Annotated in this window: 17 protein-coding genes; 9 read left to right on the top strand and 8 right to left on the bottom strand. The window is 75.1% G+C overall.

The window, feature by feature from the left end:
• The 3 genes from GA0070609_RS18655 to GA0070609_RS18645 are packed head-to-tail and all read left to right on the top strand — an operon-like array spanning position 1 to position 2829.
• Complete coding sequence (locus GA0070609_RS18655; RefSeq protein WP_088994970.1) at positions 1-963, top strand: TIGR03885 family FMN-dependent LLM class oxidoreductase; 963 nt, start codon at positions 1-3, stop codon at positions 961-963.
• Positions 964-1000: 37 nt separating this feature from the next.
• Complete coding sequence (locus GA0070609_RS18650) at positions 1001-2572, top strand: Na+/H+ antiporter (protein WP_088994969.1); 1572 nt, start codon at positions 1001-1003, stop codon at positions 2570-2572.
• Complete coding sequence (locus tag GA0070609_RS18645; RefSeq protein ID WP_088994968.1) at positions 2572-2829, top strand: UBP-type zinc finger domain-containing protein; 258 nt, start codon at positions 2572-2574, stop codon at positions 2827-2829. The genes GA0070609_RS18650 and GA0070609_RS18645 overlap by 1 nt, the downstream gene beginning before the upstream one ends.
• Positions 2830-2890: 61 nt before the next feature.
• Here the strand turns inward: GA0070609_RS18645 and GA0070609_RS18640 are convergent, their stop codons facing one another.
• Both GA0070609_RS18640 and GA0070609_RS18635 read right to left on the bottom strand, forming a co-directional pair.
• On the bottom strand, positions 2891-3433 hold the full coding sequence (locus tag GA0070609_RS18640) for a GNAT family N-acetyltransferase (RefSeq protein WP_231928329.1): 543 nt from the start codon (positions 3431-3433) through the stop codon (positions 2891-2893).
• A 178-nt stretch (positions 3434-3611) separates the two neighbouring features.
• Entirely contained in the window at positions 3612-6224 is a 2613-nt protein-coding gene (locus tag GA0070609_RS18635; protein WP_088994967.1) for a glycoside hydrolase family 9 protein, read from the bottom strand.
• 223 nt (positions 6225-6447) lie between these two features.
• On the opposite strand from GA0070609_RS18635, the gene GA0070609_RS18630 reads away from it, so the two are divergent.
• A complete protein-coding gene (locus GA0070609_RS18630) occupies positions 6448-7173 on the top strand; it encodes a PP2C family protein-serine/threonine phosphatase (protein ID WP_088994966.1) in 726 nt (241 codons plus the stop codon).
• Between the two features lie 63 nt (positions 7174-7236).
• Here the strand turns inward: GA0070609_RS18630 and hrpB are convergent, their stop codons facing one another.
• The 3 genes from hrpB to GA0070609_RS18615 are packed head-to-tail and all read right to left on the bottom strand — an operon-like array spanning position 7237 to position 10914.
• Complete coding sequence (gene hrpB / locus GA0070609_RS18625) at positions 7237-9798, bottom strand: ATP-dependent helicase HrpB (RefSeq protein WP_088997819.1); 2562 nt, start codon at positions 9796-9798, stop codon at positions 7237-7239.
• A 28-nt stretch (positions 9799-9826) separates the two neighbouring features.
• Entirely contained in the window at positions 9827-10027 is a 201-nt protein-coding gene (locus GA0070609_RS18620) for a DUF397 domain-containing protein (RefSeq protein WP_088994965.1), read from the bottom strand.
• A gap of 44 nt (positions 10028-10071) precedes the next feature.
• Entirely contained in the window at positions 10072-10914 is an 843-nt protein-coding gene (locus GA0070609_RS18615) for a helix-turn-helix domain-containing protein (protein WP_088994964.1), read from the bottom strand.
• A gap of 142 nt (positions 10915-11056) precedes the next feature.
• Here GA0070609_RS18615 and GA0070609_RS18610 point away from each other — a divergent pair, with 142 nt between their 5' ends.
• The 3 genes from GA0070609_RS18610 to GA0070609_RS18600 are packed head-to-tail and all read left to right on the top strand — an operon-like array spanning position 11057 to position 13852.
• A complete protein-coding gene (locus GA0070609_RS18610) occupies positions 11057-11683 on the top strand; it encodes a GOLPH3/VPS74 family protein (RefSeq protein ID WP_088994963.1) in 627 nt (208 codons plus the stop codon).
• Between the two features lie 34 nt (positions 11684-11717).
• Positions 11718-13259, top strand: a complete 1542-nt coding sequence (locus tag GA0070609_RS18605) for an APC family permease (RefSeq protein ID WP_088994962.1) — start codon at positions 11718-11720, stop codon at positions 13257-13259.
• Positions 13256-13852 carry a GNAT family N-acetyltransferase gene (locus GA0070609_RS18600; RefSeq protein WP_231928328.1) on the top strand — a complete coding sequence of 199 codons (597 nt, stop codon included), beginning with the start codon at positions 13256-13258 and terminating at the stop codon, positions 13850-13852. The genes GA0070609_RS18605 and GA0070609_RS18600 overlap by 4 nt, the downstream gene beginning before the upstream one ends.
• 197 nt (positions 13853-14049) lie before the next feature.
• Here GA0070609_RS18600 and GA0070609_RS18595 read toward each other — a convergent pair whose 3' ends face one another.
• On the bottom strand, positions 14050-14871 hold the full coding sequence (locus GA0070609_RS18595) for a SigB/SigF/SigG family RNA polymerase sigma factor (protein WP_088994961.1): 822 nt from the start codon (positions 14869-14871) through the stop codon (positions 14050-14052).
• A 377-nt stretch (positions 14872-15248) separates the two neighbouring features.
• Here GA0070609_RS18595 and GA0070609_RS18590 point away from each other — a divergent pair, with 377 nt between their 5' ends.
• A complete protein-coding gene (locus GA0070609_RS18590; protein ID WP_088994960.1) occupies positions 15249-16055 on the top strand; it encodes an acetoacetate decarboxylase family protein in 807 nt (268 codons plus the stop codon).
• Here the strand turns inward: GA0070609_RS18590 and GA0070609_RS18585 are convergent.
• Positions 16004-17593, bottom strand: a complete 1590-nt coding sequence (locus GA0070609_RS18585; protein ID WP_088994959.1) for a phospholipase D family protein — start codon at positions 17591-17593, stop codon at positions 16004-16006. The two genes, GA0070609_RS18590 and GA0070609_RS18585, sit on opposite strands and share 52 nt — an antisense overlap.
• 139 nt (positions 17594-17732) lie before the next feature.
• On the opposite strand from GA0070609_RS18585, the gene GA0070609_RS34910 reads away from it, so the two are divergent.
• Entirely contained in the window at positions 17733-17861 is a 129-nt protein-coding gene (locus tag GA0070609_RS34910) for a hypothetical protein (RefSeq protein WP_255456070.1), read from the top strand.
• Positions 17862-17924: 63 nt separating this feature from the next.
• Here GA0070609_RS34910 and GA0070609_RS18580 read toward each other — a convergent pair whose 3' ends face one another.
• Entirely contained in the window at positions 17925-18911 is a 987-nt protein-coding gene (locus GA0070609_RS18580; protein ID WP_088994958.1) for a pirin family protein, read from the bottom strand.
• Positions 18912-18919 lie beyond the last annotated feature (8 nt).

Raw genomic sequence — 18919 nt, 5'->3', positions numbered from 1 at the left:
ATGACGGTGTTCGGCTTCCACGCGTCCCACGAGCAGATCCATCCCCGCGCCCTGCTGGACGCGGTGATCCACGCGGAGCGGGTCGGCTTCGACGCCGGCATGTGCTCGGACCACTTCTCGCCGTGGAGCGCCCGGCAGGGCCAGTCCGGCTTCGCGTGGTCCTGGCTCGGCTCGGCGCTGCAGGCCACCACCCTGCCGTTCGGCGTGGTGAACGCGCCCGGCCAGCGCTACCACCCGGCGATCATCGCCCAGGCGATCGGCACCCTGGCCGCCATGTACCCGGGCCGGTTCTGGGCCGCACTGGGCACCGGCGAGGCGAGCAACGAGCACATCACCGGCGACGGCTGGCCGCGCAAGCACGTCCGCAACGCGCGGCTGCGCGAGTGCGTCGAGGTGATCCGGGCGCTGCTGGCCGGCGAGGAGGTCAGCCACGACGGCCTGGTCCGGGTGGACCGGGCGCGGCTGTGGACCCGGCCCGAGCAGCCGCCGGCGCTGATCGGCGCGGCGGTCAGCGTGGCCACCGCCCGCTGGTGCGCCGAGTGGGCGGACGGGCTGATCACCGTCAACGCCCCGCTGCCGCACCTGCGGCGGATGGTCGACGCCTACCGGGACGCCGGCGGCCGCGGCCCGCTGCACCTGCAGGTGCACGTGAGCTGGGCGCCGGAGCAGGCCGAGGCCGAGCGGATCGCGTACGACCAGTGGCGCAGCAACGTCTTCCCCCCGCCGGTCTGCTGGGACCTGGAGACCGCCGAGCACTTCGACGCGGTCTCCGCGGACGTGCCGATGGCGACGGTCGAGCGGGTGGTCAACGTCTCCGCCGACCTGGGCCGGCACGTCGGCTGGCTGGAGGAGTACCTGGCCCTCGGCTTCGACCAGATCGCCCTGCACCACGTCGGGCAGGAGCAGCGGGCCTTCCTCGACGCGTTCGGCGCCGAGGTGCTGCCGAAGTTGCGCGCCCGATGATCGTCCCCGGTGGTGAGGCCGCCTAGGCTCGTACTCCATGGAGCCACTGTTCGAGGTCGTCGTCTTCCTCGCGATCGCGACGCTCGGCGCGGCGCTGGCCCGCAAGCTGGGCCTGCTCGCGCCGATCGTGCTGGTGGTGGTCGGCCTCGCGCTCTCCTACCTGCCCGGCCTGCCGCACGTGCGGCTGGACCCGGAACTGGTGCTGGTCGGCATCCTGCCGCCGCTGCTCTACGTCGCGGCCCTGGAGACCTCGGTGCCGGCGTTCCGGCTCGCCCTGCGGCCGATCCTGCTGCTCGCCGTCGGGCTGGTGATCTTCACGGCGTTCGCGGTCGGCCTCGTCGTGCACCTGCTGGTGCCGGCCGCGCCGTTCGCCGTCTGCCTGGCCCTGGGTGCGGTGATCGCCCCACCCGACGCGGTCGCCGCCACCGCGGTGGCCCGCCGGATCGGCCTGCCCCGCCGGGTGGTGACCATCCTGGAGGGGGAAAGCCTGCTCAACGACGCCACCGCGCTGGTGCTGCTGCGGGTGGCCTCGCTGGCCGCCGTCGGGTCGGCGGTCGGGGTGGGCGAGGTGGGGCTGGAGGTGCTCCGGTCCGCCGGCGGCGGGGTGCTGGTCGGCGCGCTCGGCGCGCTGGTCTTCGGCTTCCTGCACAGGCGGATCAGCGACCCGCTGCTGGACAACGCGCTGTCGCTGATCATCCCGTTCGCGGTGGTCTTCGCCGCCGAGGCGATCCACGCCTCCGGGGTGATGGCTGTGGTGGTGACCGGGCTGGCGCTCGGCCACCAGCTGCCGCGGCTGCTGTCGGCGGCGTCCCGGCTCCAGCTCGGCGCGGTCTGGCGGCTCGTCCGGTTCCTGCTGGAGGGGCTGGTCTTCCTGCTGGTCGGGCTGCAACTGCCGGAGGTGCTACGCGACCTGGACGAGCCGGTCGGCTCGCTGGTCGTGATCACGGTGGCGGTGCTGGCCACCGCCTTCCTGGCCCGGTTCGCCTGGCTCTTCCCGGCCACCTACCTGACCCGGCTGGTGCCCCGGGTACGGCAGCGCGGCGCGGCGAAGGAGGTGCGCTACCCGCTCGTGATCGGCTGGGCCGGGATGCGCGGCGTGGTCACCCTGGCCGGCGCGCTCGCCCTGCCGCTCACCGTGGCCGGCGACCAGCCCTACCCGCGGGCGCTGTTCATCTGGCTGGCGTTCGCGGTGATCGTGGCGACCCTGGTCGGCCAGGGCGCCACGCTGCCGGCGGTGGCCCGCATGCTGAAGCTGCCGCCGGACGACCCGGTGCAGGACGCGCTCTCCGCCGCCGGGGCGCAGCAGCAGGCCAGCCGGGCCGCCCGGGAACGCCTCGACGCGCTCGCCGACACCGCGCCCGCCCCGGTGGTGGAGCGGTTGCGCCGGCTGCTCGACGAGCGCACCAACATGGCCTGGGAGCAGTTGGGCGGTACCGTGCGGGAGACGCCGTCGCAGGCGTACGGTCGGCTGCGGCAGGAGATGATCGACGCCGAGCGGGAGGTGTTCCGGACCGCCCGGGACGCCGGCCGGATCCCCGAGGAGGTGCTGGTGCGGGCCTATCGAGACCTGGACCTGGAGGAGTCGTTGCTGCGCCGGGGGGTCGACTGATGAGCTGCGCGCACCTGACCGAGGCGGGCACCGCCGAGCCGTCGACCACCGAGGTGTGCCCCGACTGCGTGGCCATCGGCAACCCGGACTGGGTGCACCTGCGCGCCTGCCTGACCTGCGGGCACGTCGGCTGCTGCGACTCCTCGCCGTACCAGCACGCGACGAAGCACTTCGAGCAGAGCGGGCATCCGGTGATGCGCTCGGTCCAGCCCGGGGAGACCTGGCGCTGGTGCTTCGTGGACGAGGAGATCGGCTGAGCGGCGCCGCCGGTCGGTCCAGCCGCCGGTCGGTCCAGCCGGCGGGCGGTCGAGCCGGCGGTCAGTCCAGCCGGCGGGTGAGGACCTGCCCGGGCCACGGCGGACGCCCCGGGCGTTCGACGGTGAACGGGTCGGTGGGGGTGAAGCCCTGCCGGGTGTACCAGCCGACCAGCGCGCGGTCGTCACCCGCGTAGCAGTCCACCCGGAGCAGGCCCACGCCGCGTTCCCGGGCCAGGTCGGCGGCGTGCGCCAGCAGCCGGCCACCGATGCCCAGCCCGGCGTGCGCCCGGTCGGTCACCAGCAGGTTGACGTACAGCTCGGGTTCGGTGGCCGGCGGCACGTACTCGGTGGCCGCGCCCACCACCAGCGCGCCGACCGGCCGCTCGTCGACGACGGCCAGCCAGAGCCCGCCACCGCCGGCCCAGGCGTCCGCCTGCGCGATGCGCCGGGGATCGGTCGAGGCCGGCTCGGTGCCCCACTGACCGGTGCGGCCCCGGGCCACCAGCCAGGCGGTCGCGTCGTCGAGCAGTCGCAGCACCGCCCCCGCGTCCGCCGGTCCACCCCGCCGCACCGTCACGCTCTGCCGCTCGATCACGCCCGCCATGCTCCTACACCCACCCCCGTCGATCCCCGCCCCGCGGCCTCCTTCGCGCGTTCAGTGAAAGAGTGGCCTCGGCCTGCCGGAAGGCCACTCTTTCACTGTTCGCGCGCGGATCTTCGGGTCGGGGGGGCGGGCGGGGTGGCCCTGGGTGTGGGGCCACCACCGCCCGGCGGCGCGGGGGTCAGCCGGCGGTGCAGGGGGTGCCGTTGACGGTGATCAGGCCGGGGGGCGGGTTGGCGCCGCCGCCGGTCACCGCGTTGAACCCGAAGGTCACCGTGCCGCCCGGGTTGATCCGGGCGTTGTACGACTCGTTCCGGGCGGTCACCGTGGCACCGGCCTGGGTCACCCTGGCCAGCCACGCCTCGCGCACCTTCTGGTCACCGGTGAAGGCGAACCGGGCGGTCCAGCCCTGCACCGGCGTCGGGCCGGTGTTGCGGATGGTCACCTGGGCGGTGAAGCCGGTGCCGCCGTGCCAGGTGCCGTAGTTGGTGTACGTGGCCGTGCAGGTGGCGGCCGGTACCGCCGCCGCGTCGCCCTGGTCGGCCAGGAACGAGGCGATCCAGGCCAGCGCCGAGTTCCAGTTGATCGCCACCTCGTTGGTCGCGTACGAGTTGATGTCGTCGACGTAGCAGAACATCGGGGCGCAGCCGGCGAGCAGTTGCGCGGCGAACGGGTCCTCCAGGTTGGCGTTCGCGCCGCCGGCGAGGGAGCCGGCCGGCGGGTTGGGCAGCGCCGGGTCCAGCTGGTTGGCGAAGATCCGGCTGTGCTGGTTGCGGGCCGTCCGGTCGCCCCAGCCGGTCACGTACGAGATGTTCAGCGCGTTGCGGCCGAGCAGGTAGTCCATCGCCTGCACCGCGCCGTCGCGGTACCGCGCGTCCCCGGTCAGGTCGTACGCGGTGGCCAGCACCACCGCGTTGTTGATGATGTTGCTGTTCCCGCCCCAGAAGTAGCTGCCCCGGTCGCCCGGCATGGGCAGCCCGTAGGCCTGGCCGTTCAGGGTGGCCAGGTGGGAGTCGGCGGCGGCGCTCACCGAGGCGCGTACCCGGGCCAGGTCGGCGGCGGGCAGCCCGTTCGGCACGGTGGCCAGGTCGAGCCGGCCGAGCGCGGCGGTGCTGCCCCAGCCGAAGCCCTGGGCGCCGAACACGTCGCCGGTGTGGTGCGGGGACGCGGTCAGGTCGGCCAGGTAGGGCTGCTCGCCCGTAGTCAGGAACAGCTCGACCGCGGCCCAGTAGAACTCGTCGCTGACGTCGCCGTCGCTGTAGGCGCCACCCCCGTTGCCGTCCTGCGGGTCGGCGTAGCGGGTCGGGTTGGCCTCGGCCGCGGCGTACGCGGTCCGCGCCGCGGTGGCGCAGCGGCTGGCGAAGGCCGCGTCGTACGGGGCGTAGAGCCGGGCGCACTGGGCGGCGGTGGCGGCCAGGTTGAGGGTGGCCGCGGTGGACGGCGGGTGCAGCTCGCGGGGTTGCGGGTCGTCGTGCGGCAGCAGCGGCAGCCCGGTCCAGTTCCGGTCGTGCACCTTGTGGTGGGCCATCCCGGCCAGCGGCTCGCCGGCCGGCACCTGCATGCGCAGCAGGAACTCCAGTTCCCAGCGGGCCTCGTCGAGGATGTCCGGCACGCCGTTGCCGCGCTCGGGCACCCGCAGGGTGCCGTCGGCGAGGCCCGCGCCGCCGCCCGCGGTGCGCGCGGTCTTGGTCCGCTCGAAGGTGTTCAGCAGCTGGTAGGTGGCGATGCCGCCGTTGACCACGTACTTGCCGTGGTCGCCGGCGTCGTACCAGCCGCCGCGCACGTCCAGCCGGTGGTCGCAGACGCCGGGCTGGCAGGGCACGTCGGTGTCGCCCTGGTTGGGCGCCACGCCCAGGTGCCCGGCCGGGCGGGCGTACGCCGGGCCGAGCAGGTCGCCGTCGATGGCGATGCCGCTGCGCTGGGCGTAGAAGAACTGGAGCGAGTCGGCACGCAGCCCGTCGTAGAGGGTGCCGGAGATGTCGAACGGGTGGCTGGTCTCGCCGTCGACGGTCAGCGTCAGCCCGGCTCCCGGGGTGCGGTACGCGGAGAAGTCCACCGTGTGCACGCGCTGGCCGGAGGCGGCGTCCACCCCGCGCGGGGTGCTGTCGCCGGTGGTCAGCACGGTGCCGGCGGCGGACCGCAGCTCCCACGGCAGCGGGTCGGTGGCCTCGGTGACCACGGTGGCGTGCTTCGGGCCGCCGGGGAGGTAGCCGACCTGGTTGACCCGGACCCGCGGGCCGGTGTCCGGCTCGTACGGCTCGGGCGGTTCGCCGCCGCGCAGCGACACGTCGTCCAGGCAGACGGTCTGCTCGTCGGCGCTGCCGCCGACCTGGAAGATGAGCTGGGCGGTCGGGTTGTCGGCCGGCGCGGTGAAGGTCTTCTCGAACCGCTGGGCGGTGCCGGTGGCGGTGCCGGTCAGGCTGGCGTACGTGGTGTAGGGGGCGCTGCCCAGTTGCAGCACGGCGGTGACCGGGGTGCCGGGGGTGGCGGAGACGTCGAAGCCGAGGGTGTACTCGGATCCGGCGAGCAGCGGCACCCCGTCCTGGCCGATGCCGGCGTCCCACGGGTTGGCCAGCCCGCCGGGGACGGTGGCGCAGAGCCGGCCGTCGGTCACCGCCAGCGGGCCGGTGCCGTAGGAGAACCAGGGGGAGACACCGGCGCTGAAGTCGCCGTTGTCGATCTGCTCGGGGGCGTCGGGCGGGGGGTCGGCCTGGGCCGGGGCGGCGGTGCCGCCGGCCAGCGCCAGGGTGGTGGCCGCGGCGAGCAACGCGAGGCGGCGTCGGGATGGCGTCACGGGGTTGTCCTTCCGGGACGGCGGGGGACGGACGTGCGGCGGTGGCGGTGACCTGGGAGCGCTCCCAATGGTCGGGCTCGATGGTTCCAGCCGTCGGCCCTCGTGTCAATCGATCCGCCTGGATGGCGAACCGCCCCCGCCGGCAGTGAGATTCACCGCGCCACGCCCGGTCGTCCTGATCTCCTAGAGACAACTGCGCCCTTCTCCTGGCAGGCTGCCTCCCATGACCCTGAAGCTGCGTTCCGTCGGAACGAGCGACCGTGGGCTGATCCGCAGCGGGAACCAGGACGCCCTGCACGCCGGGCCCTGGCTGGTCGCCGTCGCCGACGGCATGGGTGGGATGGCGGCCGGCGACCTGGCCAGCGCGATCGCCATCACCGCGGTCGCTCCGCTGGACGTGGAGACGCCGGAGGACGCCCTGGTGGCCGCCTTGCAGAGCGGCATCGAGCTGGCCACCACCCGGATCCGCCAGGCGGTCAGCGAGGACCCGGAGCGACAGGGCATGGGCACCACGCTGACCGCCCTGCTCTTCGCCCGGACGGGCAGCTGCCTGGCGCTGGCCCACGTCGGCGACTCCCGGGCCTACCTGTTCCGCGAGGGGGTGCTCAAGCAGATCACCCGGGACGACACCTATGTGCAGATGCTCGTCGACCAGGGCCTGATCACCCCCGACCAGGCCAGCAGCCACCCCCGCCGGGCCGTGGTCACCCAGGCGTTGCAGGGTGACGAGGTTTCCCCGACGTACGCCACGATGGTGCCCTGGGCCGGCGACCGCTGGCTGCTGTGCAGCGACGGGCTCTCCAACGTGGTCCGGCCGGACACCATCGCCGAGGTGCTCGCCGAACATCCGGACCGGGACGAGTGCGCCCGGAAGCTGATCGACCTGGCGCTGCGCGCCGGCGGCCCGGACAACGTCACCGTGGTGATCGCCGACGTGGTGGAGGAGTGAGCGGGCGCCCCTGAGTGAACCGGCCGGCTGAGCGCCCGCCGGCCCGGGCGCGGTGAGCACCGCTCAGCGGCGGCGCGGGGCGGTGCGCCGGGTGGGCTCGGCCGTGGTCGGGTCCTCCGGCCAGGGGTGGCGCGGGTAGCGGCCGCGCAGCTCCGCGCGCACCTGGGGGTACCCGGACCGCCAGAAGGAGGCCAGGTCGGCGGTGACCGCCACCGGCCGCCCGGCCGGCGAGAGCAGGTGCAGCAGCACCCGCACCCGGCCGCCGGCCACCCGCGGCGCGTCCCGCCAGCCGAACGTCTCCTGGAGCTTCACCGCGAGCACCGGGGCGGCCGGGTCGGCGTAGTCGACCCGGATCCGCGAGCCGCTCGGCACGGCGATCCGTTCCGGGGCCAGCTCGTCCAGCCGGGCCGCCTGCGCCCAGGGCAGCAGCCGGCGCAGCGCCGCGGCGACGTCCACCCGGGCCAGGTCGGCCCGGCGCCGCGCGGCGGCCAGTTCCGGCCCGAGCCAGTCGGGCGCGGCGGCCAGCAGCGCCTCGTCGGTCACCGCCGGCCAGTCCGCGCCGAGCGCCTGGCGCAGGAACGCCAGCCGCTCGCGTAGCGCCCGCGCCGCCGGCGTCCAGTCCAGCAGGCCGAGGCCGGTGCGGCGCAGCCCGGTGAGCAGGGCCGCGGTGACCGCCTCCGGGTCGGGCCGGGCCAGCGGCCGCTCGACCAGCTCGACCGCGCCGAGCCGGACCACCTCGCGGGCCACCACGTCGGTCCCGGACCAGGCGACCTCCCGTTCGGTGCGCAGCAGCGGGCCGGCCGCCTCCCGGGCGGTCGCCTCGTCCAGCGGGGTGGCCAGCCGAACCCGGGCGGTCGGCGCGCCGGGGGAGCGGTCCGCGACGGCGACCGCCAGCCAGCCGGACCCGGCCAGCGCCGACCCGGGCGCCAGCTCCGCCGCGGTGCCGCCGGTCATCAGGTACGCCGAGCCGCCCGGCCGGCGTGCCCGGGCCAGCCGCTCCGGGTGGGCCAGCCCGACCAGCAGCCCGGCGGCCAGGTCGTCCGGCAGCGTGTCCCGGCCGGCCGTCCCTGCCCGTCGCCGGCCCCGCGGGCCGTCCCGGCCGGCGGCCGGTTCCGCCTCGGCGGGCAGGGCGGCGCGCAGCCGGCGTACCTCGGCCCGCCAGCGGGCGGTGGCACCGGGATCGGCGCCCGCGCGCAGCCGGCGCCAGGCGGCGGCCAGGTCGTCGCCCGGCCCGGCGACGGTGTCCTCGGCGAGCAGCGCGACGACCTCGGCCGCCCGGTCCGGGCCGACCCGGTCGGCGCCGTCCAGCAGCGCCCGGGCCAGCCGGGGATGGGTGCCGACCGCGGCGATCGCCCGGCCCCGGTCGGTGATCCGGCCGTCCGGGTCGACCGCGCCGAGGGCGGCGAGGGTGTCCCGGGCCACCGCGAGCGCCGCCGCCGGCGGCGGGTCGGGCAGGGCGAGCCCGGCGCCGTCCGGTCGCCCCCAGGCCGCCAGCTGCAGCGCGAACCCGGTCAGGTCGGCGGTGGCGATCTCCGGCGCCGGCTGGGCGGCCAGTCGCTCGTGGGTGGCCGCCGACCAGCAGCGGTAGACGTGCCCGGGCGCCTCCCGGCCGGCCCGGCCGGCCCGCTGGGTGGCCGCCGCCCGGGACACCGGCACGGTGACCAGCGCGCCGAGCCCGCGGGCCAGGTCCGTGCGGGCCACCCGGGCCAGCCCGGCGTCCACCACCACCCGCACCCCGGGCACGGTCAGGCTGCTCTCCGCCACCGCGGTCGCCAGCACCACCCGCCGCTGGTCAGCCGGGCGCAGCGCGGCGTCCTGCTCGGCGCCGCGCTGCCGGCCGTGCAGCGCCAGGACGGTCACCTCGTCGCGCAGGTCGGCCAACCGGGCGGTGACGGCGGCGATCTCGCCCGCGCCGGGCAGGAAGACCAGCAGGTCCCCGTCGCGCTCGTGCAGCGCCCGCCGGACGGTGGCTGCGACGTGGTCGAGCAGCGCCCGGTCGACCGGTCCGGCGCCGGGCGCGGCCACCGGCCGGGGTGGCGGGGCCCAGATCCGGGTCACCGGGTGCAGGGCCGCCGGGGCCCGGACCACCGGCGCCGGGCCGGCCTCGCCACCGAGCAGCGCGGCGAACCGGTCCGCCTCCGGGGTGGCGGACATCGCCAGTAGCCACAGGTCCGGGCGGAGCGCGGCGCGGGCCTCGACCGTGAACGCGAGCGCCAGATCGGCGTCGAGGTGGCGCTCGTGGCACTCGTCGAGCAGCACCGCGCCGGTGCCCGCCAGCTCCGGGTCGTGGTGCAGCCGGCGCACCAGCAGCCCGGTCGTCACCACCTCGACCCGGGTGCGCGGGCCGACCCGGCGCTCACCGCGGACCGCGTACCCGATCCGGTCGCCCACCCGCTCGCCGAGCAGCGTGGCCATCCGGTGCGCCGCCGCCCGGGCGGCCACCCGGCGCGGCTGGGCGATCAGCACCCGGCCGGGCACCTCGTCGGCCACGGCCAGCGGGGCGAGCGTGGTCTTGCCGGTGCCCGGCGGCGCCACCAGCACCCCGGCCCCGGTCGCCCGCAGCGCCGCGACCAGGTCCGGCAGCGCCGGCCGGACCGGCAGGTCGAGGGAGACGTCGCGGAGCACGGCCCAGTCTCGCACCGCGCCGCGCGCGTCAGTCGGCGCGTACCCCGGCAAGGCCGGCGAGGAAGGCGTGCCAGGCCGGCCGCCCGAAGGCCAGCACCGGCCCGCCCCGGTCCTTGCTGTCCCGCACGGCGACCCGACCGTCGGCGGCGGCGACCTCGACGCAGTTGCCGTTGCCCACGCTGCGCGTGCTGGTGCGCCACTGGGCCCGGGTCAGGTCGAGCGCGGTCATTCGCGGTACCCCTCGTCTGTGCCGGCGTGCCGCAGCCGATGCGGTCACGCAAAGTGACGAGAAGCCTCCTCCAAGCGGGCCAACGACGCCGCCGGAGGCAGTGCCATCCGGCACAGCTCCTCGTGCACCAGGCTATACCCGCGGACCTGATCCGCTTCCTCCAGAGCCAGCCCTGTGCTGAGGTTTTCCAGGTAGACCACGGCGGCGTCGGCAGTGTCCGGAAAGGTCAGTACGACGTACGGCGAGTTCATCGCGGGGTGCCCGCCAGCGGTGAACGGAAGTACCTGTACAGTCACGTTCGGTAGTCGAGCCATCCGGCCGAGGTGGGTCAGTTGGGCGGCCATCACGGCGTTCCCGCCGACCGGCCGGCACAGCACCGCCTCGTTCAGCACCACCGACAGCTCGACCGGGTTCTCCCGGTGCAGCACGTTCTGCCGGTGCATCCGGGCGGCGACCTTGCGCTCGATGCCCTCCTCGCCCGCGGTCAGCCGGTAGACCTCCCGGGCGTACGCCTCGGTCTGCAGCAGCCCGGGCACCGCCTCGGCCTCGTACGTCCGCAGCGTGGCCGCCTCCGCCTCCAGTCCGACGTAGAACTCGAACCAGTCCGGCAGCACGTCGCTGTACTTCTGCCACCAGCCGCGCTGCTGGGCGCCGCGGGCGATCTCGATGAGCGCCTCGGCGTCGGCGCCGGTGACCCGGTAGAGCGCCAGCGCGGCCCGCACGTCGCGCGGCTTGATGCCGATCTGGGCGGTCTCGATCCGGGACAGGTTGCTCTTGGACATGTCCAACTGCCGGGCGGCGACGTCCAAGGTCATGCCCGCGCGCTCGCGCAACTGGCGCAGTTCCCGGGCGATACGGCGGCGGCGGACGGTGGGGCTCGCGGTCACCCTCCGAGTCTGTCACGACAAGATCCGCAGGTCGCGCCAGCACGGAGTGCAACGGCCGGATCCGGGAGTTGCATTGCGGTAGCGGCGGGTGCATCCTTTCCCGGATCGCGAGCACTGTGGACGGACACCCCCGGGAGGGCCGTTGCTCACCGCCGACGAGTTCTTCCTGGTCGCCCACAACGACTCTCGCGGCAAGGCGCGGCTCAACCCGACAGCGACCGGCCTCGGTCTCGCCGGCGCCCTGCTGGGCGAGCTGGTCCTCTATGGACACGTCACGATCGCGGCCGGGCAGGTGGCGGTGCTCGACCGGCGGCCACCGGCGGACGCGCTGGCGCACACCGTGCTCGACCAGCTGGTGGGGGAGCCCCAGCACCGGGCCGTGCGGACGTGGTTGAGCTTCCTGGCGCAGACCGCGGCCGGCGCGGTGGGGGAGCGGCTGGCCCGGGCCGGGGTGCTGCGCCGCCAGGAGAGCCGGCGGCTGCTGCGTACCACGGTCAGCTACCAGCCGGTCGACCTCAACGCGGCCGCCTGGCCGGCGACCCGGCTGCGCGCCCTGCTGGACCGTCCCGAACCGCCGAACGTGCCGGACGCGCTGCTGCTCGGTCTGATCTCCGCCGCCGGGCTCACCCGCGAGGTGCTCTGGAGCGCCGGGCCCCGCGCCCACCACCGGCTCAGCCTGCTCGTCCCCGCGCTTCCCGCGCCGCTGAAGGAACTGGTCGCGCAGACCGAGGCGGCGGTCGGCGCCGCGGTGCTGCGCGGCGTGCCCTGATCCCCTTCCCCTCCCCTCGAATCGGAGCAGCGCCATGCCGACAGCAACGATCGAACGTCCGAGCAACGTCTCCGCGGCACTGGCCCGCGGCCGGCTCGGCATCCCCTCGGTGATCTTCTTCGTCCTCTCTGCCGCCGCCCCGCTGACAGTGGTCGCCGGCGTGGTGACCACCGGCTACGGGGTCATCGGGGTGACCGGCATCCCGTTGGCGTTCCTGGTGGTCGCCGCGGTGCTCGGGCTCTTCTCCGTCGGCTACGTGGCGATGGCCCGCCGGGTCGCCAACGCCGGGGCCTTCTACGCGTACGTCTCCCGGGGGCTGGGCCGCCCGGCCGGGGTGGGCGCGGCCTGGGTGGCCCTGCTCGCCTACAACGCCCTGCAGGTGGGGCTCTACGGCACCATCGGCGCGGCGGCGGAGCCGGTGCTGGACCGGCTCTTCGGCGCACACCCGGACTGGTGGGTGGTGGCGCTGGCCGCGTGGGCCGTGGTGGGCGTGCTCGGCGTGCTCCGGGTCGACGTCAACGGCCGGGTGCTGGCCGCGCTGCTGGTCGCCGAGATCCTGGTGATCCTGGTCTTCGACCTCGGGCAGCTGGCCAACCCGGCCGGCGGCACGGTCAGCCTCGCCGCTCTCTCCCCGGACAACCTGGCGGTGCCCGGCGTCGGCGCGGTGCTGGTGCTGGCCATCCTCGGTTTCGTCGGCTTCGAGTCCGCGGTGGTGTTCAGCGAGGAGAGCCGGGACCCGCGCCGGACGGTGCCGGTGGCCACGTACCTCTCGGTGGCCATCATCGCCGCGGTCTACGCCCTCTCCGCCTGGAGCATGACGGTGGCCGTGGGTCCGGACCGGATCGTCGCCGAGGCGGGCGAGCAGAGCGTCGGGCTGATCTTCAACCTGGCCGGCGCGCACCTCGGCGACACCGCCGTGACCATCGGCCAGGCGCTCTTCCTGACCTCGGTGCTGGCCGCGATGATCTCGTTCCACAACACCACCGCCCGGTACGCCTTCGCGCTCGGCCGGGAGCGGGTGCTGCCCCGGGTGTTCGGGCAGACCTCGCCGCGCACCGGGGCGCCCCGGGCGGCGTCGCTGGCGCAGAGCGCGCTCGGCCTGGTGGTGATCGTGCTGTACGCGGCCAACGGCTGGGACCCGGTGGTGCAGCTGTTCTACTGGTGCGGCACCAGCGGCGGCTTCGGGGTGCTGCTGCTGATCGCCACCACCTCGGTGGCGGTGATCGCCTTCTTCGCCCGCTCCGGCGCGGCGGAGACGCTCTGGCGCCGGGCGGTCGCACCCGGACTGGCCACCCTGGCCCTGCTGGTCGTCGTGGCGCTGGCGGTGGACAACTTCGCCGACCTGCTCGGGGTGTCCCCGGAGTCGCCGCTGCGCTGGGCGGTCCCGGTCGCCTACCTGACCGCCGCGCTGCTCGGTGTGCTCCAGGCACTGCTGCTGCGCCGGCGCCGGCCGCGGACGTACGCCCGGATCGGGCTGGGCGCGGAGAGCGCGGCGGCGGACGTGGCGCCCGGGCCGGGCACCGACGGCGCCGCCGGGGCCGGCGTGGCCGACGGCGGAACGGCGGTGCGGCGGTGACCCGGGCGGCCGAGGTGGCCGTGCGGCGGCTGGAACCGGCGGAGACGGCGCTGGTGGCCGGGCGGATCGCGGAGGCGTTTCTGGTGCTCGACGCGACCCGGTGGCTGGTGCCCGACGCCGCCCGGCGCCAGGCCGTGCTGGCGCGCAACTTCGAGATCCTGGTCGACCACGCGATGCGGCACGGCCTGGTGTACGGCACCGAGGACCGGGACGCGGTGGCGGTCTGGTTCCCCTCGGTCGGCGAGCCGGTGCCGCCGCCAGCGGACTACGCCGCCCGACTCGCCGCGGCCTGCGGCGAGTGGACCGAACGCTTCGTGCACCTCGACGAGCTCTTCGCCGCCAACCACCCGCATCCGGAGCACCACCACCTGGCGTTCCTCGCGGTGCGGCCGGCGCGGCAGGGGCAGGGGCTCGGCACGGCGCTGCTGCGGCACCACCACGACTGGCTGGACGCCCACGGCGTGCCGGGCTACCTGGAGGCCAGCAGCGAACTCAGCCGCGACCTGTACGCCCGGCACGGCTACCGGGTGGCGGAGCCGTTCCGGCTGCCCGACGGCACGCCGTTCTGGCCGATGTGGCGCGAGCCCCGCTGACCGGGGGAGCGGCTCACGCGGCGCTGTCGGGCCCGGCCCCGGCGGGCGGGGGATCGGTCCCGACGTCGCCGGGTGCCACCGGCCCGCCAGGCGGGCCGTACCGCACGGGCCGTCGGGTCACCCGGTGACCCGACGGCCCAGTGGCCGGACACGACAGTGGCCGGGCCCGCCGACCCGGCCACCGTCCACCACCGGCGTCAGTAGGTGCCGTCGAGCTGCCCGCGCAGCTTGGTCAGCGCCCGAGCCAGCAGCCGGGAAACGTGCATCTGCGAGACGCCGATCTGCTCGGCGATCTGCGACTGCGTGAGGTTGCCGTAGAAGCGCAGGGTGAGGATCTTCTGCTCGCGCTCGTCCAGGGTGGCGAGCGCCGGGCCGAGGGCCACCCGCAGCTCGGCCAGCTCGAACTCGCCGTCCTCGCCGCCGAGCATGTCGCCCAGCTCGGTGGCCCGGTCGCCGTCGCCGGTCGGGGTGGACAGCGACACCGCGTTGTAGGCGCGGGCGCCCTCCAGACCCTCCAGCACCTCTTCCTCGGTGATCTTGAGGTGGGCGGCGATGTCGGCGACCGTCGGCGAGCGGCCGAGGGTCTGCAGCAGCGTGCTGTTCGCGTCGGAGATGGCCAGCCGCAGCTCCTGCAGGCGGCGGGGCACCCGGATGTCCCACGTGCGGTCCCGGAAGTGCCGCTTGAGCTCACCGATGATGGTGGGGATCGCGTAGCCGGCGAAGTCGACGCCACGGGACGGGTCGAACTTGTCGATGGCCTTGATGAGGCCGACGGCGGCGGTCTGCGCCAGGTCGTCGGTGGGCTCGCCGCGCCCGCTGTAGCGGTGGGCGAGGTGGTTGGCCAGCGGCAGCCAGGCCTCGATCGCCCGGTCGCGCAGCGCGGCTCGCGACGGGTGGTTGGCGGGCAGTGCGGCCATCGCGTTCAGCAGGTCGGCGGCGCTGTCGGTGAGCGCTCGTGGGTCGAGCTTCTCCGTGGTGGGTGCGCTCGTCGCCTGCTCGCTGATCGTTGGCGCGGTCATGGGGTGGTCCTCCCTGCACCTCGTCCGCGGATATGAGACGTGACGCTTTGGTTTAGCTTCAGATGGGCCGTTCGGGACTCACCTTAGCCTGATCGGCTTGGCCAAAGCTAGCCGAAAGTACGATGTACTTAAGTTATTTTACGCCATCAAGGGCATGAACCGGACATAGTGCGGAGCGACTGTGAGGGTGATTACCGGTTCGGACGACCCACGCGGTGCCGGCCGGACATCCGCAGTCGGTCACCGCTCGGTCACCCGGACCCGCCGACCGGGCAGCCGGGAACCCGACAAGTTGGCAGGAGTGTCGACTTTCCGTCGTTGTCCCATCGACGGGACCGGCCTAGCGTCGCCTGTACATCGTCCGGTTCGGAGGCGTCGTGCTCGATCCAGCCGCTCCCCAGCTCGTGGTGAACAGCCGCACGCTCTACTTCAGTTGGCTGCCGGCCGACCCGGACGCGGTCGCCGCGCTGGTGCCGCCGGGGCTGCGCGCGCAGCCGGACCGGCAGGTCTTCATGAACCAGTACGTGGTCGAGGACGACAGCCAGACCTCCGGCTTCGGGGCGTACTCGCTGACCTATGTCGGGGTGTCGCTGAGCGGGGTGGACGCGCCCGGCGGTGAGAACGCCGGCGGCTGGTGGACGCACTACGTCACCTCCAGCCGGCGGGTCCGCGAGTACGCCGTCGCCCGCGGCGCCCCGACCTCGCTCGGCCGGACCACCATCGAGGTGCGTGGCGGCACGCTGGTGGCCGAGACGGAGATCGACGGGGTGCCGCTGATCCGGGCCCGGTGCCAGGTGGGCGAGACCGGCAGCGTGATCAGCAGCGGGCACCACCGGTACCTCACCGCCCGCGACGACCAACTGCTCAGCTCGGTGTATCCGTACGTCGCCGAGCCGGTCACCTCGTTCGTGATCGAGTCGGTGGAGTTCCTCGAGCCCGGGCACTCCACCTACGCGCTCCGGCCGGCCAACCCGCTCACCATCGGCTTCGGGTTCTACGCGCCGCGCGCCTCGTTCGCCTATCCCGGCGGCTTCACCGTCCACCCCGGCGGCCGGGGCGCGTCCGCCGGGCCGGTCGGCGCACCGGCGGAGCGGGTGCTGGCGCAGCGCGGCGGCGAGCGGCCGGCGCCGGTTCACCAGGTGCCGGCCCGTCGCGCCCGCAGCGGCCTGCCGTCCGGGTCGTAGACCAGCCGGTACGCCGGTAGCGCCCAGGCGCGGGTGTACCAGCGCAGCCGTTCCGGGCGGTGCGGGCGCAGCCGGCCCGGCGGACGGCGGCCCACCCGGCCGCCGTCGTACCACCGCTGGAGCGCCTCGGCGGCGGCGGTGATCGCGGCCACCGCGTCGGCCGGGTCGAGCAGGTCGGCGTCCCCGCCGCCGTCCGGATCCCGGTCCAGGTGCTCGCGCAACAGGCGCAACCGAAGTTCCCGGGCGAAGACCCGGGCCCCGTCGCCCTGCCCGGCCGGGTCGGTCGGGGCCCGCTCGTCGCGCGTCTCGTCGAGCACCGCACAGGACAGCTCGCTGTCGTGAGTCCACGACCGGCGGTTGAAGTTGTCGCTGCCCACGCTGGCCCAGACGTCGTCGACCACGCAGACCTTGGCGTGCACGTACACCGGGACGCCGGCGTGGTTCTCCACGTCGAAGACGTGCACCCGGTCCGGCGCGACCCGCTCGCACAGCGACAGCGCCTGCTCCCGGCCGACGGTGTTCGGCGGCAGCGCCAGCCGGCCGTCGACATCGGGAAACCGCGGGACCACCGCCACCAGGTGCAGGTCCGGGTTGTCGCGCAGCGCCCGGGCGAACAACTCGGCCACCTCCCGCGACCAGAGGTACTGGTCCTCCAGGTAGATCAGCCGGCGGGCCCGGCGGACCGCCTTGGTGTAGCCGCGGGCCACCGTCCGCTCCCCGTCCGGGGCGAAGGAGTACCGGGGCCGCACCGCGGGATAGGTGCGCAGCAGCTGGATGTGGTGCGGGCCGCGGGACGGCGGGTCGGCCGGCTGCCCGGGCAGCGGGTCGGGGCGCAGGTCCGCCCCGCGCAGCCGGTCCCGCAGGTAGGCCATCGGGTTCTCCGAGTCCAGCGGCATCGGGTCGGTCCACCGCTCGCGGAACACCCGGTCCAGCGCCCCGACCACCGGGCCGCGGACCGCGAGCTGCACGTCGTGCCAGGGCGGCCGGTCGCCGTAGCGGGCCGACATCCGTACCGCCTGCGGGTCACCGTGGTGCACCACGTCGTCGCGCCGGCTGTGGCACAGGTCGATCCCGCCGGCGAACGCCACGTCCCGCTCCGGCGCGCCCGGGTGCCGGAGCACCACCAACTTCTGGTGGTGCGACCCGCCCCGGCGGACCCGCTGGTCCAGCAGCACCTCGCCGCCGGCCGCGGAGACCGCCGCGCTGAGGGTGCGGTTCTCCGCCTCGCTGTACGTCAGCGCGTCGAGGTGGGACCGCCAGATCAGCCCCTTGACGACCACCCCGCGCTGCGCGGCCCGGGCGAACAGCTGGGCCACGGTCGGGCCGTCCGGGCGCAGCCGCTGGTCGGGGTCGCCCCGCCAGTCGGTGAAGAAGAGGTGGTCGCCGGCCTCGAGGGCGTCCACCTCGTCGACCAGCCGGTCGAAGTACGCGGCGCCGTGAATTAACGGCTCGGCGAGGTTTCCGCTGGTCCAGATGGGTAACTCTGACACCGGGTTGGCGCGTTCCGGTGCGGTGAGGAACCAGTCCCGCAGCGCCACCGCTCCAGCCCTCCCGAGGTCGACAACCTCACGGTAGGACCCCCGCCGGAGGTCCGCACGCCGACAGACACCCGCTGACCGGCGGCCACCCCCGGCACGCCCGCCCCGAACCGACGCGAACCACCGAGGAGGCCACACCATGCCCGGCGAGACGACGAACTCCGTGACCGAGTACCGCGAGCAGGCGGTGGAGGGCGAGCGGGGGGCGCTGGTGGCCGTGTTGGTGATGGTGATCCTCGGCGTCGCCGGCATATTCGCCGTGTCCTGAATCCCGCACCCGAGACGGCGGTGAGCGCCCCGGCGTGGCCGGGGCGCTCCGCAACGGCGACGGTCAGGGCCGCGGGCCCTGGCCCCCGGTGTGCGGCAGCCGCTGCGCCGGGATCACGCCGAGCCGTCCGGCCTGGAAGTCCTCGACCGCCTGGATCAGTTCGTCCCGGCTGTTCATCACGAACGGGCCGTAGTGCGCCACCGGCTCCCGGATCGGCTCGCCGCCCATGATGTAGAGCTCCAGTGCCGGGGTGTGGCTGTCCTGCCGGGCGTCGGCGGCGAAGCGGAGGGCGTCGCCCGGCCCGTGCACGGCGAGCTGCCCGGTGTGCACCGGGCGGGCGTCCGCGCCGACCGTGCCGCGCCCGGCCAGCACGTAGACCAGGGCGTTGAAGTCCGGCCGCCAGGGCAGGTCGACCTGCGCCCCCGGCTGGACCGTCACGTGCGTGACGGCGATCGGGGTGTGCGTGGCGCCCGGCCCCCGGTGGCCGGCGATCTCGCCGGCGATCACCCGGATCAGCGCGCCGCCGTCCGGCGTGGTGAGCAGGGCGGCCTCCCGGCCGCGGATGTCCTGGTACTTCGGCGGGATCATCTTGGCCACCCGGGGCAGGTTGACCCAGAGCTGGGTGCCGTGGAACAGCCCGCCGCTGACCACCAGGTGCTCCGGCGGAGCCTCGATGTGCAGCAGCCCGCTGCCGGCGGTCATCCACTGGGTGTCGCCGTCGGTGATGGTGCCGCCGCCACCGTGCGAGTCCTGGTGGTCGAAGACGCCGTCGATGATGTACGTCACCGTCTCGAAGCCGCGGTGCGGGTGCCACGGCGTGCCCTTCGGCTCGCCCGGGGCGTAGTCGACCTCGCCCATCTGGTCGAGGTGGATGAACGGGTCCAGCTCGCTCAGCGGCACCCCGGCGAAGGCCCGGCGGACCGGGAAGCCCTCGCCCTCGTAGCCGCTCGGCGCGGTGGTCAGCCGGCGGACCGGCCGGAAGGTGGTGGACTCGTCGAGCCGGGGCAGGCGGGGCAGGACGAGCACGTTGTCGACGGTGATGGCGGGCATCGCGGGGC

It is taken from the genome of Micromonospora echinaurantiaca, from assembly GCF_900090235.1.
Lineage (GTDB): Bacteria > Actinomycetota > Actinomycetes > Mycobacteriales > Micromonosporaceae > Micromonospora > Micromonospora echinaurantiaca.
Note: the sequence above shows the minus strand (reverse complement) of the source record. Positions and strands in the feature narration are given on the sequence as shown.

Coding starts and splice junctions, on each gene's coding strand:
- GA0070609_RS18595 (WP_088994961.1), bottom strand. CDS start 14,871: ATGACCGCGCCAACGATCAGCGAGCAGGCGACGAGCGCACCCACCACG.
- GA0070609_RS18580 (WP_088994958.1), bottom strand. CDS start 18,911: ATGCCCGCCATCACCGTCGACAACGTGCTCGTCCTGCCCCGCCTGCCC.
- GA0070609_RS18605 (WP_088994962.1), top strand. CDS start 11,718: ATGCCGACAGCAACGATCGAACGTCCGAGCAACGTCTCCGCGGCACTG.
- GA0070609_RS18630 (WP_088994966.1), top strand. CDS start 6,448: ATGACCCTGAAGCTGCGTTCCGTCGGAACGAGCGACCGTGGGCTGATC.
- GA0070609_RS34910 (WP_255456070.1), top strand. CDS start 17,733: ATGCCCGGCGAGACGACGAACTCCGTGACCGAGTACCGCGAGCAGGCG.
- GA0070609_RS18650 (WP_088994969.1), top strand. CDS start 1,001: ATGGAGCCACTGTTCGAGGTCGTCGTCTTCCTCGCGATCGCGACGCTC.
- GA0070609_RS18645 (WP_088994968.1), top strand. CDS start 2,572: ATGAGCTGCGCGCACCTGACCGAGGCGGGCACCGCCGAGCCGTCGACC.
- GA0070609_RS18620 (WP_088994965.1), bottom strand. CDS start 10,027: ATGACCGCGCTCGACCTGACCCGGGCCCAGTGGCGCACCAGCACGCGC.
- GA0070609_RS18640 (WP_231928329.1), bottom strand. CDS start 3,433: ATGGCGGGCGTGATCGAGCGGCAGAGCGTGACGGTGCGGCGGGGTGGA.
- GA0070609_RS18655 (WP_088994970.1), top strand. CDS start 1: ATGACGGTGTTCGGCTTCCACGCGTCCCACGAGCAGATCCATCCCCGC.